The organism is Nocardia sp. CA-290969 (genome assembly GCF_050936135.1).
Lineage (GTDB): Bacteria > Actinomycetota > Actinomycetes > Mycobacteriales > Mycobacteriaceae > Nocardia.
Window position 1 is genome coordinate 3974153 of sequence record NZ_JBNJNJ010000001.1, and the last position, 16367, is coordinate 3990519.

The window sequence follows — 16367 nt, forward strand, 5'->3', positions numbered from 1 at the left end:
CGGTCGCGAGATGCACAGGTACCGGCGGAAACCGGCCGGAAACGAATCACGCTGAGCCAATGCCGTGAGCGCCCGGATAGATCGTCCTATGTTTCTGCGTCGGAAGTCTTCGTTACCGACGGAAAGTATGCGGCCCAGTGCGTAGGAACAAGCGCTACACCCTCATCGCGGCAGGTTTGGCAGCCGTGGTCCTGCTCACCGGTTGCTCGGCCGGCGGGAACGGCGGTACCCCGGTGGACGGCGGTGAGTTCATCACCGGCCTGTATCTGGAACCGCGCGGGCTGGATCCGCACCGGCAGGTCTTCTGGGAGACCTACCGGGTATCCCGCCATATCTTCGAACCGCTCGTCGGGGAGGACCTGACCACCACGACGGGCGTACCCGGCCTGGTTCCGGTGCTGGCCACGAAATGGGAGCACAGTGCCGACGGCCGGGTCTGGAATTTCCGGCTCCGCGAAGGCGCCACCTTCCACGACGGCTCGCCGTTCGACGCGGCCGCGCTGGACAAGAACGTCCGGCGGGTCTGGGATCGCTCCTACGAGTTCTTCGACGAGGAGAGCGCGGGCCGGGTGCGGGTGTGGTTCGACAATCTGCGCGCTGCCCGCCCCACGGGAACACACAGCTACACCTTCGAATTCGACAAACCCTTCCTCGGCTTCCCGCGCATCCTGGCGCAATCCATGTACACACTCCCCATCGGAAACCCCGCGGTGTGGGAGAAGTACGGGAACAACGGTTTCGCCGAACATCCCGAAGGCACCGGGCCGTACCGGTTCGATTCGCGCGCGATCGGCGATCGCCTCGTGCTGCAACGCAATCCCGGGTACTGGGGTACGCGACCACGCCTGGATACGCTGACCTTCCGGGTGATTCCCAACAACCAGACCCGGGTCGCCTCCCTGCTGAACGGCGAAGTGGACCTCATCAGCTATGTCCCGCCCGACGATGTCGAATCCCTGGAGAACGCGGGCTTCGAGGTCCCCGAGGGCACGGGCGCCGAACTCGTGTACTTCTCCTTCAACCGGCGTAATCCCGTGTTCGACGACGACCGGGTGCGCAAGGCGCTCATCCACGGTTTGAACCGGGAGGCCCTGGCCGACGAGGTCTACAACGGGTACGCCACACCCCAGTACTCGTTCCTGCCGCCGGGCAACGAAGCCTTCGACCCGGCGGTGCGGGATTTCCCGTACGACCCGGACCGGGCCCGGCGGCTGCTCGCCGAGGCAGGTTTCGGCCCGGGCGAACTCCGGTTCGGCCTCGTCATCGATGTGGCGAACGAGAATGTGGGCCAATGGTTGCAGGCTCATCTGAAGGAGATCGGCGTCGAGGTCGATATCGTCAGCCTCGACCGCGTCAACTACTCGTCGCGCATCCGCAATCCGCAACCGGGCGACGGCCTGAGTATCGACGAGTTCGGTGAGACGAACGCCGAATGGCTGCACAACGGGTACACCGGTTTACAGAACCGCGGCCTGGACCCGTCCGAGCACCCGGAGGTGACCGCGGCGATCGACACTGCCCTGCACACTCCTGACGCGAAGGCGCGGATCGGGTTGTGGAAGCAGGCCGAGGAGAAACTGCGGAACGAGGCGCTGGTGATTCCGGCGGTGAACCTGAACCGCTACTACGCGACCGGTCCGAACGTGGAAGGTTTCGTATTCCCGGCTACGAACTGGTACGACCTGTCCCCGGTCTGGTTATCGGGCACCCGATGAACCGGTTGCGTCATATCGGGTTACGCGTCCTCAATGTGCTGCCCATCCTTTTCCTCGTTTCGGTGCTGGCATTCCTGCTCGGCGCGCTCACCCCGGGAGACCCGGTGGATCAGTTCGCCCTGCGGTTCACCCCCCAACAGCTCGACGAACTACGCGCCACCTACGGGCTGGACCGCCCGCTGTGGGAGCAGTACTTCGTCTGGCTGAAGAATCTGGCCGCCGACGGCGGCGGATTGTCCCTGACCCTGGGCACGCCGGTTTTCGATATCCTCGTCCCGCCTTTCCTCAACACACTGATACTCACCGCAGCCGGGACCGTGGTGTGCCTGGTGTTCGGCACGCTGATCGGCGCGGTGGCCGGGATCTGGCACGGCACCTGGGCCGACCGCGCGGTGATGCTGGTGGCCCAGATCGGCAGCAATCTGTCGGTGTACTGGTTCGGGCTGGTGCTGATCAGCGTGTTCGCCCTGCAACTGGGCTGGCTGCCGGTGGGCGGTATGCAGTCCCGCGGCGGCGGTGGATTCGGCGATCTCCTGCAGCATCTGGTGCTGCCCGCGATATCCGCCGCACTGATCTCGATGCTGGTACTGGCCCGGTTCGTCCGCATCGGCATCGTGCGCGAAACCGGCAGTGACTATGTACGCACCTTTCGGTCGCAAGGGTTACCGCAGCGAAAGATATATGGCAAGAATGTCTTCCGTAATATCCTGCCGAGTCTGGTCAATATCACCGGCCTCGAAATCGGCACCTTGATCACCGGAGTGTTCTTCGTCGAAATCGTGTTCAACTGGCCCGGTATCGGCACCCAATTGGTCAATGCCGTGAACGGTAAGGACTATCCGGTGATCCAGGGCGGGATCGTGCTGGTGGCGCTGTGCTATCTGCTGGTCAACCTCGTCACCGATGTGATCGTCGATGCACTCGATCCACGATTGCGAGGCGTGTGATGGTCTCCGTCCGGGTATCCCGCGCGCCCCTGACCGCCGACCGGCAACGCGACCGCGGGCGGCGCTACAGTGCGCAATTCGTCGCCGCCGCCGTACTCATCGGGGCCGTGGTGGTCGTCTCTCTGTTAGCACCGGTACTCGCGCCGTACGACCCGCTGGCGACCGACCCCGCCGCGAAATTCCTGCCGCCCGGCAGCGCCGGGCATCTGCTGGGCACCGACGATCTCGGCCGGGATCTGCTGAGCCGGCTGCTCTGGGGTGGCCGGACCTCGCTGCTGCTGGCGGTTCTCGCGGTGGCCGCGGCCACGGTGGCCGGGTCCGGGGCCGGGCTGCTCGCCGGTTTCGCCGGCCCGAAGGTGAGCGGTGCCGTCATGCGGGTCGTGGACATGTTGTTCGCCTTTCCGGTGATTCTGGTCGCGGTCGCGCTGGCCGCCGTCCTGAGCCCGGGGCCGGTGGTCGTGGTGGCGGCGATCGTGTTCACCGTGGTCCCCTATGTGACCCGCGTGGTGTTCACCGAGGTCAAACAGCAGGTACGGCGGGAGTACGTCGAGGCCGCCACCGCACTCGGTGCCACCCGGTGGGAGCTGATGGTGCGCGAGGTGCTGCCGAATGCGCGCGGCGCGATCGTCGTGTACGGCACCGGCATGGTCGCCACCATGGTGGTGTTCTCGGCGAGCCTGAGCGCGGTGGGGATCGGCGTGCAGCCCCCGACCCCGGACTGGGGCCAGATGATCGCGTCCGGCGCGAAGGTCGTGCTGTCCGGGCATATGCACGTGGCGGTGACCCCGGGTCTCGCGGTCGTGGTCGTCGCCCTGGCCTTCAACTGGCTCGGCGATGCCCTGCACGATCTGTCGAATCCCCGCACCCGAGAAAGCCGCCGATGACCGCGCTGTCCACACCGCACCTCCGCCCCGGCGACGCCGGTGCCGCAACCCGCACCGTCCTCGAAGTCGACAACCTGGGCATCGCCTTCCCCGGCGATCGGCCCGGCGACCCGACCGTCGCGGATATCCGGTTCACCCTCACCGCCGGGGAAGTACTGGCCCTCGTCGGGGAATCCGGTTCCGGGAAAAGCCTCACGGCGGCCGCGATCATCGGCCTGCTGCCGCGCGAGGCACGGATCACCGGCGGCGCCGTCCGCTTCCATTCCGGGACGGGCGAGGCCGTCGAGCTCACCGCGCTGCCCGACCGCCGGCTCCGCAGCTACCGCGGGTCCGGGATCGGCATGGTGTTCCAGAACCCGCTCGGCGCCTTGGATCCGGCGCACCGGATCGCCGCCCAGTTCGACGAGATCATCGTCCACCATCGCCCGCAGCTGCGGCGTTCCGCGCGGCGCGAACTGGCGGCCGGCTGGCTCGCACAGGTCGGGTTCGACAGTCCGGACCGCGTCCTGGCCTGCTACCCGCACGAACTCAGCGGCGGAATGCGCCAGCGGGTCGCGCTGGCGCTGGCCGCCCTGGCCGAACCGCTGGTGCTGATCGCCGACGAACCGACCACCGCGCTCGATACCGTCGTCCAGCGCCAGATCCTCGATCTGCTCCGCGATATCACCCGCGCCACGGGCTCGGCGCTGCTGTTGATCACCCACGATTTCGATGTGGTCGCCCATCTGGCCGACCGGGTGGCCGTGCTCGCCCAGGGCCGGATCGTCGAAACCGGGGCCCGGGAGAAGGTGCTCACCGCACCCGATCACCCGTACACCCGTCGCCTGCTCGACGCAGTGCCCCGCCTGGGCAAACGCGCCACGCTCCCGCACTGGGACGGGCCGCGGCGCTTGGCGTCGCCACCCGCGCCGTCGGCGCCCACACTGTCCGCGCCCGCACCGTCGGCGCCCACACTGTCCGCGCCCGCACTGCCCGCGCCCGCACCGTCGGCGCCCACACTGCCCGCGCCCGCGCGGCCGACCAGTGCAGGGAACACCGAACCGGTCGTGCGGCTCGATTCGGTCTCCAAACGATTCCGGGTGGGTGGTTTCGGAACGGGGCTCACCGGACGCGAATTCATGGCCGTGGACAACGTATCCCTCACCGTGCGGCCCGGCGAAATCTACGGGTTGATCGGGCCGTCCGGCTCCGGGAAGTCGACTCTCGGCCGGGTGCTGGGCGGACTGCTGCCCGCCACCGCGGGCTCGGTGAGCTTCGCCGGGAATCGGCTCACGGGTGCGGCACCGGACGAGCTGCGTGCGCTGCGATCGCGGCTGCAGTATGTCTTCCAGGATCCGGTCGGCGCGCTCAACCCCGCGCTGCGGGTCGGCGAGCAGATCGCCCGGCCGCTGTACCGCTTCGGCCGGGTGCACAACCGGAAACAGGCCGCGGAGGCGGTGGCCCGGGCGTTCACGCTCGTCGGCCTGCCCGCGGGTTTCGCCGACCGGTATCCGCATGCGCTGTCCGGTGGCCAGGCGCAGCGGGTCTGCCTGGCGCGGGCGCTGGCGCTGGAACCCGGTCTGCTGGTCCTCGACGAGCCCACCTCCTCGCTGGATGTCTCCACCCAGGCCGAGATCATCGACCTGCTGCTCGAACTGCGCGAACGCCTGAACCTGACCTGTGTGTTCATCGGTCACGATCTGGGCCTCGTGGAATGGGTCAGCGACCGGATCGGCGTACTCACCGGCGGCCGGCTGGTCGACGAATTCCCCACCGCACTCCTCTACGACGGCGCGCGCTCCGCCGAGACCCGCGCACTGCTCGACGCCGATCTCGGCCGACGGAAAGAACAGGCGGCATGACCTCTGCACGCTCCGGCACCCCGATCCTCGCCCTGGCGGTGACCACCGCCGAAGCCGCGGCGATCCTCGCCGACAGCACCCTGCGCACCGCGTGGGAACGGCAGCGAGCCGCCTTCGCGGTGATCGGAATCGACCGGCTCACCGGCCCCGTACCCGCCGCCACCGATCTCGACCCCAGCATCCTGGCCACAGCACTCGCCACCTACGGCGGGCCGCCCGTACTCTTCGCCGCGGCCGCCCATATCGACCTGCCCTACAACCTCGCCCGGCGGGCGCTCTCGCTTGATCACCTCACCCGGGGCCGGTCCGGAATCCTGCTCGGCAGCCGCGATACCCGCGGCCGTACCGGCGATGCCTGGAGCGGAGCGGGTCTGGGCAGCAGCGCCGAACTCGGGCCGCAGACCACCGCGGATACCGCCAGCGCACTGATCGGCTTGTGGCAGAGCTGGCCCCGCAGAAGCATCATCGGCGACAAGGACAGTGGAATCCTGGTGCGGTCGAACCTGATCCGCCGGGTGGACCACCGGGGCGTCACCCGCACGGCCGGACCGCTCAGCATTCCGGCCTCCGCCCAGGGCACACCGGTTCTCGCCCGGTACATCACCGGTCCGGAATCGGAGGCTTCCGGCCCCGGTGATCTCACCGTTCTCGGCGGGCGGCCCGATCGTGATTCCGTCACCGCCGCCCTGGAAGCCGGCACCACGGTCCTCGTCGGCGAGGCCGCCGATATCGATACCGCCACCGGCCTCCTGACCGCCGGCGCCCACGGAATCCTGTTCCGCACCGGTACCGGCGGCTCCCCCGCCGAAACCGCCACCGACCTGCTACGCACCGCGGCCGCATTCGTAGCGGACCGAGGTGGACCCGGCGCTCTCGACACCCACGCGACCCTGCGGACCGTGCTGGGCCTGGCGCCGCCCGCCGATCTGCTGACCGGCGCCCCACCGGCGTTCGCCGAACCGTCACCCGCCGTCTACCGCTGAAACCGCGCGCAGTGCACCGACTTACCGAAGGAACCCGATGACAGCCTCCACCTCGACCGGCCTCCGATCGCTGCTGGCGGCCCCCGACGCCGGATACGAATCCCTCAGCGCGACCTATCAACCCGTCTTCGACCGTATCGGCGAAGGCAACCTCGCCCGGGAACGCGCCCGCGAATTCCCCTACGAACAGGTCCGGCAGCTGGTGGACGCCGGATTCTCCCGGCTGCGGATCCCCCGCGAACTGGGTGGCGACGGCGCGACCCTGCAGCAGTTGTTCCGCCTGCTCGCCGATCTCGGCGCCGCCGACCCCAATGTGGCGCATATCTTCCGCAACCATCTCGCCTTCGTGGAGGACCGGCTGAACGCACCGGAGCATCCGGCCACCGAGATCTGGCTCGACCGGTTCCGCCGCGGCGAGTTCGTCGGCGGCGGCTGGACCGAGGCCAGCAACGCGAAGTTCGGTGATATCGGCACCCGGATCAGCACCGTCGATGGAGTCACCCGGGTCACCGGCGAGAAGTTCTATGCGACGGGCAGCCTCTACGCGGACTGGCTCGACGTGATCGGCAAGGACGCCGACGACCGCCTGATCACCGTGCTCGTCGCCCGGCATCAGCCCGGCGTCACGCTCGTCGACGACTGGGCCGGCTTCGGCCAGCAGACCACCGCCAGCGGATCGGCCCGCTACCGCGACGCGGTGGTCGACGAACACGGCCTGTTCCCCGCCGAGGAACGCTTCGCCTATCAGGGGCTCTTCTATCAGACAGCGCTGCTGGCGGTACTCACCGGTATCGCCCGGGCCGCGTTCCGCGACGGCGCCGCCGCGCTGCGCCGCCGGCCCCGCAACTATCCGCTGGGCATCGACGAGGTACCCGCCCGCGACCCCCTACTCCAGCAGCGTATCGGTGTGCTGGCCACCCGGGTGTTCGCGGCGGAGGCGGCGCTGGAAAAACAGGCGGCCACCCTCGACGCCGTCGCCGAAGCCCATTTCCTGCAGGACGCGGAGGCCGAACAGCAGGCGCTCGTCCAGGCGACCGTGCGCACCCACGAGGCGCAAACGGTCGTCATCGAAGCCGCGCTCGAGGTCACCGGGACGGTGTTCGATGCCCTCGGCGCCTCCGCGACCGCGGTCGGCGCGGGCCTGGACCGGCACTGGCGCAATGCCCGCACCCTCGCCTCGCACAACCCTCGCGTGTTCAAGGAACGCGTACTCGGCGACTACTACGTCAACGGCACACCACCGGCGGGCGGATCGAACTCCTTCCTGCGCCCGCAGGGCCAGGGAGCGTGACCGCATGACCGAACCCCGCACCGGCCACGTCCTGCTCGGTGTCAATGTGCTCGTCTACGGCTATATCCCCGCCGCCTGGCGCTCACCGCTGCTCGGAACCCAGGATTTCGTCGAACCCGCGTACTGGGAGCGGATCGGCCGGCTCGCCGAACGCGCCCGGCTCGACGCGGTCTTCCTCGCCGACGCGCTGGGTCTCGGCGATCCCGCCTACGACGCCAACCCCATCCGGCTCGACCCGGCAGTCACCTGGGCCCATATCGCCCGGAGCACCGAACACGTCGGCCTCATCGCCACGGCGTCCACCACCTTCAACGACCCGGTGGACCTGGCCGCCCGGATCCTCACCCTCGACCACGTCTCCCACGGCCGCGCCGGCTGGAACCTGGTGACCACCCGGGACGACCGTTCCGCAGCCAATTTCGGCCTCGAGCAGGTGATTCCCCGCAGCCGGCGCTACGAACGCGGCGCCGAATTCGCCGAACTCTCCCGCGCCCTGTGGTCGGCAGCCGGAACCGGTGCCCGGGTCCGCCATCACGGCACCCATTTCGACTACGACGACGAATTCCGCGCCCCCGCGTCACCGCAGGGTATGCCGGTGCTGTTCCAGGCCGGCGGCTCCCCCGGTGGCCGCGATATCGCCTCCCGCTACGCCGACGGCGTTTTCACCGCCGAGATCACCCTCGAGACCGCGCGCGAGCACTACCGAACCGTGAAGGACGGTGCGGCGCGCGCCGGACGCGACCCCCGCGACGTCGCGATCATGCCCGGCCTGCTGCTGACCCTCGGCTCCACCGAGGAAGAGGCCCGCCGCCGCGTCGACGAGCTGTACGAGTCGAGCCCCAGCGCGTATTCGGCGGCGTGGCTGTCCCACGCCATCGGCGTCGACGTCGGCACCCTGGATCCGGACGAGCAGTTCCCGGACGAGGTTCTGCGCGGCCCCGCCGACCCGGAAATCTTCACCGGCAGTATCGGTTTCCGCGAATCCATTCTGGAACAGATCCGGCAGACCCGGCCCACCGTCCGCGAGTACCTGCGCCAGACCCGGTACTCCGGGTCCGGGCACGGCGGTTTCGTGGGCACCCCGGAACAACTGGCCGACCGCATCGAGCAGTGGTACCGCGGCTACGCGTGCGACGGTTTCAACCTGCAGCCCGATATCCTCGTCGACAGCCTCGAGGTGATCGCCGACGAGCTGATTCCGCTGCTGGTTTCGCGCGGCCTGTTCCGCGCCGACTACGAAACCACCACGCTGCGCGGGCATCTCACCGCGGCTGCCGGCTCGACCGCGGTCCGGCTGCCGGTGCACTGATCCTCCCCGCCACGGAAGCCGGCGTCGTCGTCAGGGGTGCGGTCAGCGGCCGACAGCGCGCGGCCGGTCACCGGACGGGTCACGGGCGCCGGCCGGCGCGGCGTCGAGGACGATGGTCCACACTGGGACCCGTTGACGCCGACCTGGTGAGGAGTGCGATGCCCCGGGAACTGACCGACCTGTCGTTCGCGAAATGGCTGGAGCCGGCCGCCGCCGGCCTCGAGGTGGACCGGGAGTACGACTGTGCCCGGTTCGACGACGTGGTCTTCACCGACGCCGATCTCCGCAACACCCTGTTCGGTCAGTGCGCCTTCCGGTCGGTGACCGTCGCGGGCGGGGTGGGCGGCGGTGCCCGCTTCACCGATTGCTGGCTGCACGGGGTCCGGTTCACCGGGACGGAGATGCCGGATTCCGCGTGGATGGACGCGGAACTCATCGAGGGTGCGTGGTCGGGGGTGGAAGCCAGCGGCGCCGAACTGCGGCGGGTGGTGTTCCACGGCTGCAAACTGGATTCGGTGAATTTCCGCAACGCGCGGTTGACCAAGGTCGAATTCGTGGATTGCGTACTGCGCCATGTGGATTTCGGGAACGCGAAACTGTCGGAGGTAAGCTTTCCCGGTTCCGAGATCTCGGCGCTGATGGTGCGGAACGCGCAACTGAAGAAGGTCGACTTCCGGCGTGCGCAGAGCATCGGTATCGCCGAAGGCGTGGAGTCCTTACGCGGCGCACTCGTGACCCCTGCCCAAGTGCTGGACCTCGCGCCCACCCTCGCCGCCGCGGTCGGGCTCGTCGTGCAGGCCTGAGTTCGAACCGGGCGCGGCAGGCAACGGCCACCGCCGTGCCGAGGCGCTCCCGCCGGATCCGCGGCGGGCGTCCTGCCTCCCACGCGGCCGACTCCTACGCTGAGGCGGTGACCCCAGCAACAGTCCGATCACCGCACGTCGCAACTGAATCGCTCGGGTACTTCCTGCTCTACACGAGCTTCGCGCGGGGCGCCCTGGCCGGCGTCAGCTCGTCACAGCTTTCAGCACGGCTGTTGTCGCGTCGGCGATCGCCTGGTTGCTGGGGGCTGCCATGGGATAGCCGGTGGTGGAGCGGCTGAATATCGACAGCACGACCGAGGTACCGGTGGGGCTCCACACCACCCCGGCGTCGTTCACGGTGCCGTAGGCGCCGGCGCCGGATTTGTCGGCGGCGGCCCAGCCGATGGGCAGGCCCTGCCGCATCCGTTCGCCGGAGGTGACGCTCGCGCGCATCCAGCCGGTGAGCAGCCGCCGGTGTTCGGGGATCAGCGCGTTACCGAGGATCAGCCGGTTCAATCCGCCGGCGAAGGCGGCGGGAGTGGTGGTGTCGCGGGTGTCGCCGGGCAGTGCCTCGTTGAGCGCGGGTTCCCAGCGGTCCAGCCGGGTTTCGGAATCGCCGATCATCCGGGCCAATGCGGTGACGGCGGGGGGACCGCCGATACGGCGCAGGATCAGGTTGGCGGCCGTGTTGTCGCTGCGGACGAGTGCGGCCTGGGCGAGGTCGTACCAGCTGAGGGTTTCGCCCCGGTGGTAGTGGGTGACCGGTGACCCGAGCACGAGCTCCTCGGGGCGGATCGGTACCCGCTCGGCGAGATCCACTTCTCCGCGTTCGGCCATCCGCAGCAGCGCGGCGACCGCGTACACCTTGAAGGTCGCGGCCAGCGCGAACCGGTCCCCGGCGTGCCATTCGAACGTCCGGGCCCCCGTCGGGCTGTAGGCGGCGATACCGAACATCACGTTGTGCCGGGCTTCGAGGACCATCAAGGTGTCGCTGAGCTCGACGAGGGGCGGTGGGCTCATCGGCGTCGCCGGCGTGGTGTCCGGATCGGCACCGCATGCGGCGGCGGCGAACGCGGTAACCGCTACAACGGCCGCCAGCGACCGGCGACCGGCCGGGATACGGAATACGGATCGGTTCGGCTTCACATCGGCAGCACACACGGGCGCGCCGATGCCCGCCAATATCCGACACTCCCGCGCACGATTCATATTCGATATATAAGCAGTTCGGAGCAGGTTTCTGTCCGCGATGGAGCCGCTGAAACCGCAGTTGGACGGCGGCCCGTCGGCCCGCTGGTTCAATATGGCTATGGACCTGATCCGCCACCTGGGCTATTTCGTCGCCATCGCGGACGAGGGCCATTTCGGGCGGGCGGCCACGGTTCTCGATATGACCCAGCCGCCACTCTCGCAGGGATTGCGGCGGCTGGAGTCGCAGCTGGGGGTCGAACTCATCCACCGGACCCGGCAGGGCGCGGTGCTCACCGCGGCCGGCCGGCAACTACTTCCGCGGGCGCGGCTGCTGGTCGACGACGCACAGCGGCTGCTGGCCGAGGCCCAGCGCATCGCCCGCACCCGCGGCACCGTGCACTGGGGCGCGACCACCGCGCTCCCCGACCGGCTTCTCACGGCGTGTGTCACCGCGCTGCGCACCGAGAAGAACGGCGGTGACGCGGTCTCCACCACGGTTGCCGCCACCGTCGACCTGGTATCGGCCGTGCGGTCGGGGTTGTGCGATGTCGCGGTGATCGAACATCCGGCGCTGGTCGAGGGCGTGGAAGCGCGGCCGGTGGTGAAACTGCCGCGCTGGATCGTCGTCCCGGCCGAGCATCGCAGCGCCGCGACCGAGCGCCCGGTGTTCCCGATGCTCGCCGACCTGACGTACGCGGCCTACCCGCGGGCCGCCAATCCCCCGGCCTCCGATACGGTCCGGGATCTGCTGCGGGAACGCGGCCTGGACGCACCGACTGTCACCGTCCACGACGATCGGTCGGTGCTCGCGGCGGTGGCCGCCGGCACCAGTTTCGGTCTCACCACGACCCCGCCGTCCGATCTGCCGGGCGTCGCCTGGTTACGGATGGCGCCGCAGGCGGTGGCGCTGCGCTGCCGGGTGATCCACCGCGCCGGGGCGGAGGAGCAGGCGAACGCCTTGGACGGTGTGCTCTACCGGGAACGCCTGCGGTGACCGCCACGGACCGGATTCGCGCGGTATTCGCCGACGCGGGCTGCACCGGCCGGCTGCATGCCCGCCGGTGTGACGGAAGCAGCGAGGAGGTGTCGATCGGCGGCACCGAACGCGTGGTGACGGCGTCGGTGTACAAACTCCCGCTGCTGCTCGCGTACTGCCGCGCGGTGGACGCGGGCCGGGTCGATCCGCTGGAGCGGCTGACCCTCGTCCCCGCCGAATGCACCCCCGGGCCCACCGGGATCTCCGCCCTGCACGACCCGGTCACCATGAGCCGCCGCGACCTGGCGACCTCGATGATGACGGTATCCGACAACGCCGCGGCCGATCTGCTGCTGGGCGAAATCGGTCTCGCCGACGTACACGAGCTGCTGGCAGCACACGGCCTCACCCGGACCCGGCTGGTCGGCGGTACCGCCGATATCCAGCGCAGTCTCGTCGCGGATACCGATACCCACAGCACGGTGGAGGCGTTCGCGGCGCTGGCCGACAACGACGAGGCGTGGACGGTCGCCGCCTACGATCCCGCGTACACCAGCGCGACCACGCCGGAGGAGATGACCCGGCTGCTGTCGGCACTGTGGCGCGGTGAGGTGCTGTCGGCGGAACAGACGGAATTCGCGCGTTCGGTGATGCGCCGCCAGGTCTGGCCGCATCGGGTAGCCGCCGGTTTCCCGCATCGCGCGGTCTCGGTGGCCGGGAAAACGGGAACCATCGGCATCATCCGCAACGAGGTCGCGGTGGTGGAATTCCCCGGCGAATATCCGGTCGCCGTCGCGGTCTTCACCCGCGCCGCCCGCGCCGACCCGGCCCTGCCCGCCGTCGACGCCGCCATCGCCGAAGCGGCCCGGATGGCAGTCACCGAACTACGCCGCGCCCTCCCCCACGACTGACCACCGGCGGCCGACGTCAGAACTCCTCGAGCTCCGACCACGGGATGTCGATCGCAAACGGGAAGTCGATGGTGATCCGCTCACAACCGTCCGGCGACCACTTACCGGCCAGCAGATAGTTCGCGGGATAGAGCGGGTGGACGCCCTCCGGGAGCCGCCCGTGTGTAGCCTCCGGCGCGAATGCTCGCACCATCGCGATGGCACTTTCCTCCCGGGCCAGTGGCCCTGGGGGCCGTACGGTGCAACCGGCCGGAGCAGGCCGGTTACACCGGAGCGGCGTCTCTATTTGAGCATGGACCCGCAGTCCACCGGCAGGGTGACGCCGGTGAGGTAGCGGGCTTCGTCGGAGGCCAGGTAGAGCACGGCGTTGCTGATATCGATCGGGTCCACCCACGGCACGGGCAGGGTGTGGAACATCTGGCAGATCGGCGCCATATCGTCGGCGGTCGGGTTCTCCAGATCGGGGCGGAACATCTGGAACGTCTTCTCGTTCATGATCATGGCGGTGCTCACGTGCGTGGGGTGCACCGAGTTGACCCGGATCATGTGCTGGCCCAGTTCCACCGCGAAGGCGCGCATCAGGCCGACGACACCGTGTTTGGCGGAGACGTAGTGCCCCGTCTGCGGGTAGGCCTTCAGACCGCCGACCGAGCTGGTGAGCACGATGGAACCGCCCCGGCCGCCCTCGAGGATGTGCGGGATACCGGCTTTCACCGATTTCCACACACCGCTGAGGTTGATATCGATCGTTTCCTGCCAGACGTTCTCGTCGGTCTCGGCGAGGGTGTCGCCGCCGCTGGCGATACCGGCGTTCGCGACGATGATGTCGAGACGCCCGAGCTTGCCGACCCCCTCGGCGAGGGATTCCTTCAGCCCGTCGGCGTCGCGGACGTCGACCTCGGCGGTGACGATCTTGCGGCCGGTGGCCTTGACGAGTTCCGCGGTTTCGGCGAGGTCGGCCGGTGTCGCCGGCGGGATCTCGGCCGTTTCGATCGGTTTACAGATATCGATGGCGATGATGTCGGCGCCCTCTTCGGCCAGCCGCACAGCATGGCTGCGGCCCTGGCCGCGGGCCGCGCCCGTGATGAACGCGACCTTTCCTTCGACCCGTCCGGTCATGTCTTCCTCATTTCTCGTTGCGGCAGCGCAACCTGCCGGCTTGCGTTGCTGGATACGCTTTTTCAGGAATTCGGCGTGAAAGTGATGTGCAGTTCGGTCAGGCCGCGCAGGATGAAGGTCGGCTCGAACTGGAACACCGGATTGTCCGCGGAACCGTGCTTTTCCGGATCCACCCGGATATCGAGCATCCGATCCAGGATCCGTTCCAGCGAGACCCGGCCCTCCACCCGCGCGAGCGGGCTGCCCGGGCAGGTGTGCACACCGCGCCCGAAAGCCATGTGCTCGCGGAAGTTCGGGCGGTCGAGATCGAATTCGTGCGGGTTCTCGAAACGCCGCGGGTCACGGTTGGCGGCACCGGGGCACACCATCACCAGATCGCCCGCGCTCAGCGGCACATCGCCGACTTCCACGGCCTTCTTCGCGAGCCGGAAACCGCTCTTCACCGGTGCCTGCATCCGCAGGGTCTCCTCGATGAAGACGGGGATCTTGCTGCGGTCCGCGCGCAGCACGTCCTGCAGGTCGGGGCGGGTGATCAGGAACTGCATGGCACTGCCGAGCAGTTTGGCGGTGGTCTCCTGACCCGCGGCGAAGAGGAAGGTCGCGGTGCGGACGACCTCGGTGACCTCAGGTGTCGAACCATCCGGGTATTTCGCGCCGGCCAGCGAGGTCAGCACATCGTCCTGCGGGTTGCGCCGCCGGTCGGAGATCAGCTCGCTGAACAGGTTGTCCAGCCATTCCAGCGGGTTGACGGGCACGATCTCCTTCTCGATCGAACCCACGGTCGGCCCACCGGCCAGGTTGATGCGCAGTTCCTCGTGATATTCCTCGGGAACACCGAGCAGATCCGCGATCACCAACAGCGTGAAGACCTTGGCGTAGGCGCCGAGGAATTCACATTTGCCGTCGTCGATGAATTCGTCGAGCTGTTTATCGGCCAGCTTCCACATGAACTCCTCGTTCTCCTTCAACCGGGAAGGGACGAGCAGCCTGTTCAGCAGCGACCGGGCATCGGTGTGCTCCGGCGGGTCCATGGTGACCATATGTTCGTACATCGGCAGTTCGGTGCGATGCGCGGCGATCTGGGCGGTGATGTCGTCACCTTCGGGCGTGAACGGCAGCGGCGGGAACGGCCCGCCCACGGCGATGCACGAGGAGAAGGAGTCCGAATCGCGCAGGACGTCGTTGGCTTCCTGATAGCCGGTGACCGCGTACACCCCGTAGTTGGGCTCTTTGGTCACCGGGCATTTTGCCCGCAGATGGTCGTAGTAGGGGTGCGGGTCGGGCACCAGTGCGGGGTCGGTGAAGTAGTCGACCGTATCGAAATCGGTCACGGGAACCTCCTGATATCAACAGAGTCTTGTTGTCAACCGCGGATCACCGGTTGATACGGCTCGGCCGTCCAGCTGCCCACTCGGGCCGCCGAAATACGCCGCTCGCGGCGCGTGGAGGAGCCCTGTACGCCCACGGCAACCTCCCTGTCCATCGGGCATGAGCGGGGTCCTGCGCGGCGATCGTTCGCGACCACCCGCTGGACTCTCATGCCTTGCGCCGGAACACATCTCACCCACGGACGCCACTGCCCGGAGCCGATCCGGAACGACCCTTGCTGAGCGACCGCTCAGGTGTGATGCTGAGCACATGCTTAGCATGCGCGGCACGCGGACGTCAACAGTCGCTGGTGGCGGGATACCATCCCCGGTGATCTCGAGACCACCACGGCCGCGCGGATATCCAGGAGGAGACACGACCATGTCAACACCCCGCCGGCTCGGCGCACCCGATGCCAAGAACCGCGGTGTCCTGATGGACGCCGCCGAACAGCTGATGCTCGAACAGGGTTGGGCGGCCGTGACCTCCCGGCGCATCGCCGAACACGCCGGCCTCAAACCACAGCTGGTGCACTACTACTTCCGCTCGATGGACGAACTGTTCCTCGAGATGTTCCGCCGCCGCGCCGACCAGGGACTCGAGGCGCTGTCGCAGGTCCTGAAATCCGACCGCCCGCTGCACGCGCTGTGGGCCTTCGGCACCGATGCCACCGCCGCCCGGTTCACCATGGAGTTCGTCGCCCTGGCCAATCACAAACCGGCCATCCGCGCCGAGGTGGTGCGGTACTCCGAACAGTTCCGCGCGGCCCAGACCGAGGCGCTGGGCCGGATGCTCGAGGGGTACGGGGTCGATACCGGCCGCTTCCCCGCCGAGGTGCTGTCGGTGCTGATGACCAGCGCGGCCCGGATGGTGGTCCTCGAACAGGCCCTCGGAATGACCGCCGGGCACGCCGAAACCTTCGCGTTCGCCGAACGCGAGATCGACCTGCTCGAGCCGGGCCCGTAGGCATATTCCCGAGCGCGCCGCCACCTCCGATCCGGCCGCATTCGCGGCGACGGAGCGAGAACG

At 68.6% G+C, this 16367-nt stretch carries 15 protein-coding genes; 11 read left to right on the top strand and 4 right to left on the bottom strand.

Annotated elements, in window-relative coordinates:
- Positions 1-137: 137 nt before the first annotated feature.
- From ACQEVO_RS17895 to ACQEVO_RS17930, 8 genes are all read left to right on the top strand, one after another.
- Positions 138-1715: an ABC transporter substrate-binding protein gene (locus ACQEVO_RS17895; RefSeq protein ID WP_432914647.1), complete on the top strand. Its 1578-nt coding sequence runs from the start codon at positions 138-140 to the stop codon at positions 1713-1715.
- On the top strand, positions 1712-2662 hold the full coding sequence (locus tag ACQEVO_RS17900) for an ABC transporter permease (protein WP_432914650.1): 951 nt from the start codon (positions 1712-1714) through the stop codon (positions 2660-2662). The genes ACQEVO_RS17895 and ACQEVO_RS17900 overlap by 4 nt, the downstream gene beginning before the upstream one ends.
- Positions 2662-3546: an ABC transporter permease gene (locus ACQEVO_RS17905; protein WP_432922753.1), complete on the top strand. Its 885-nt coding sequence runs from the start codon at positions 2662-2664 to the stop codon at positions 3544-3546. Before ACQEVO_RS17900 ends, ACQEVO_RS17905 begins: the two co-directional genes overlap by 1 nt.
- On the top strand, positions 3543-5387 hold the full coding sequence (locus tag ACQEVO_RS17910) for an ATP-binding cassette domain-containing protein (protein WP_432914654.1): 1845 nt from the start codon (positions 3543-3545) through the stop codon (positions 5385-5387). The genes ACQEVO_RS17905 and ACQEVO_RS17910 overlap by 4 nt, the downstream gene beginning before the upstream one ends.
- A complete protein-coding gene (locus ACQEVO_RS17915) occupies positions 5384-6370 on the top strand; it encodes a hypothetical protein (RefSeq protein ID WP_432914657.1) in 987 nt (328 codons plus the stop codon). The genes ACQEVO_RS17910 and ACQEVO_RS17915 overlap by 4 nt, the downstream gene beginning before the upstream one ends.
- Positions 6371-6407: 37 nt before the next feature.
- On the top strand, positions 6408-7661 hold the full coding sequence (locus tag ACQEVO_RS17920; RefSeq protein WP_432914660.1) for an acyl-CoA dehydrogenase family protein: 1254 nt from the start codon (positions 6408-6410) through the stop codon (positions 7659-7661).
- A gap of 4 nt (positions 7662-7665) precedes the next feature.
- Complete coding sequence (locus ACQEVO_RS17925) at positions 7666-8970, top strand: LLM class flavin-dependent oxidoreductase (protein WP_432914663.1); 1305 nt, start codon at positions 7666-7668, stop codon at positions 8968-8970.
- Between the two features lie 158 nt (positions 8971-9128).
- Positions 9129-9773, top strand: a complete 645-nt coding sequence (locus tag ACQEVO_RS17930; RefSeq protein ID WP_432914666.1) for a pentapeptide repeat-containing protein — start codon at positions 9129-9131, stop codon at positions 9771-9773.
- 204 nt (positions 9774-9977) lie between these two features.
- On the opposite strand, the gene bla is transcribed toward ACQEVO_RS17930, so the two are convergent.
- Positions 9978-10919: a class A beta-lactamase gene (gene bla, locus ACQEVO_RS17935; protein WP_432914669.1), complete on the bottom strand. Its 942-nt coding sequence runs from the start codon at positions 10917-10919 to the stop codon at positions 9978-9980.
- Between the two features lie 163 nt (positions 10920-11082).
- On the opposite strand from bla, the gene ACQEVO_RS17940 reads away from it, so the two are divergent.
- The gene (locus tag ACQEVO_RS17940) at positions 11083-11958 is read left to right on the top strand and encodes a LysR family transcriptional regulator (RefSeq protein ID WP_432922756.1); all 876 of its coding nucleotides are present in this window, start codon (positions 11083-11085) and stop codon (positions 11956-11958) included.
- Positions 11955-12851 carry a serine hydrolase gene (locus ACQEVO_RS17945; protein ID WP_432914672.1) on the top strand — a complete coding sequence of 299 codons (897 nt, stop codon included), beginning with the start codon at positions 11955-11957 and terminating at the stop codon, positions 12849-12851. The genes ACQEVO_RS17940 and ACQEVO_RS17945 overlap by 4 nt, the downstream gene beginning before the upstream one ends.
- A gap of 16 nt (positions 12852-12867) precedes the next feature.
- On the opposite strand, the gene ACQEVO_RS17950 is transcribed toward ACQEVO_RS17945, so the two are convergent.
- The 3 genes from ACQEVO_RS17950 to ACQEVO_RS17960 form a co-directional block, all read right to left on the bottom strand.
- Positions 12868-13044 (bottom strand): hypothetical protein, encoded by a 177-nt coding sequence (locus ACQEVO_RS17950; protein WP_432914674.1) that lies wholly within the window; start codon positions 13042-13044, stop codon positions 12868-12870.
- An 89-nt stretch (positions 13045-13133) separates the two neighbouring features.
- Positions 13134-13970: a mycofactocin-coupled SDR family oxidoreductase gene (locus ACQEVO_RS17955; RefSeq protein WP_432914677.1), complete on the bottom strand. Its 837-nt coding sequence runs from the start codon at positions 13968-13970 to the stop codon at positions 13134-13136.
- A 62-nt stretch (positions 13971-14032) separates the two neighbouring features.
- Positions 14033-15301: a cytochrome P450 gene (locus ACQEVO_RS17960; protein ID WP_432914680.1), complete on the bottom strand. Its 1269-nt coding sequence runs from the start codon at positions 15299-15301 to the stop codon at positions 14033-14035.
- A gap of 418 nt (positions 15302-15719) precedes the next feature.
- Between ACQEVO_RS17960 and ACQEVO_RS17965 the strand changes: the two genes are divergently transcribed.
- Complete coding sequence (locus tag ACQEVO_RS17965) at positions 15720-16304, top strand: TetR/AcrR family transcriptional regulator (RefSeq protein WP_432914682.1); 585 nt, start codon at positions 15720-15722, stop codon at positions 16302-16304.
- The last annotated feature ends 63 nt before the right edge of the window (positions 16305-16367 follow it).

Bases quoted from the DNA above. Each gene is read 5' to 3' on its own strand.
- ACQEVO_RS17900 (WP_432914650.1), top strand. From the start codon at position 1,712: ATGAACCGGTTGCGTCATATCGGGTTACGCGTCCTCAATGTGCTGCCC.
- ACQEVO_RS17930 (WP_432914666.1), top strand. From the start codon at position 9,129: ATGCCCCGGGAACTGACCGACCTGTCGTTCGCGAAATGGCTGGAGCCG.
- ACQEVO_RS17915 (WP_432914657.1), top strand. From the start codon at position 5,384: ATGACCTCTGCACGCTCCGGCACCCCGATCCTCGCCCTGGCGGTGACC.
- ACQEVO_RS17955 (WP_432914677.1), bottom strand. From the start codon at position 13,970: ATGACCGGACGGGTCGAAGGAAAGGTCGCGTTCATCACGGGCGCGGCC.
- ACQEVO_RS17905 (WP_432922753.1), top strand. From the start codon at position 2,662: ATGGTCTCCGTCCGGGTATCCCGCGCGCCCCTGACCGCCGACCGGCAA.
- ACQEVO_RS17965 (WP_432914682.1), top strand. From the start codon at position 15,720: ATGTCAACACCCCGCCGGCTCGGCGCACCCGATGCCAAGAACCGCGGT.
- ACQEVO_RS17925 (WP_432914663.1), top strand. From the start codon at position 7,666: ATGACCGAACCCCGCACCGGCCACGTCCTGCTCGGTGTCAATGTGCTC.
- ACQEVO_RS17940 (WP_432922756.1), top strand. From the start codon at position 11,083: ATGGACCTGATCCGCCACCTGGGCTATTTCGTCGCCATCGCGGACGAG.
- ACQEVO_RS17950 (WP_432914674.1), bottom strand. From the start codon at position 13,044: ATGGTGCGAGCATTCGCGCCGGAGGCTACACACGGGCGGCTCCCGGAG.
- ACQEVO_RS17920 (WP_432914660.1), top strand. From the start codon at position 6,408: ATGACAGCCTCCACCTCGACCGGCCTCCGATCGCTGCTGGCGGCCCCC.
- ACQEVO_RS17910 (WP_432914654.1), top strand. From the start codon at position 3,543: ATGACCGCGCTGTCCACACCGCACCTCCGCCCCGGCGACGCCGGTGCC.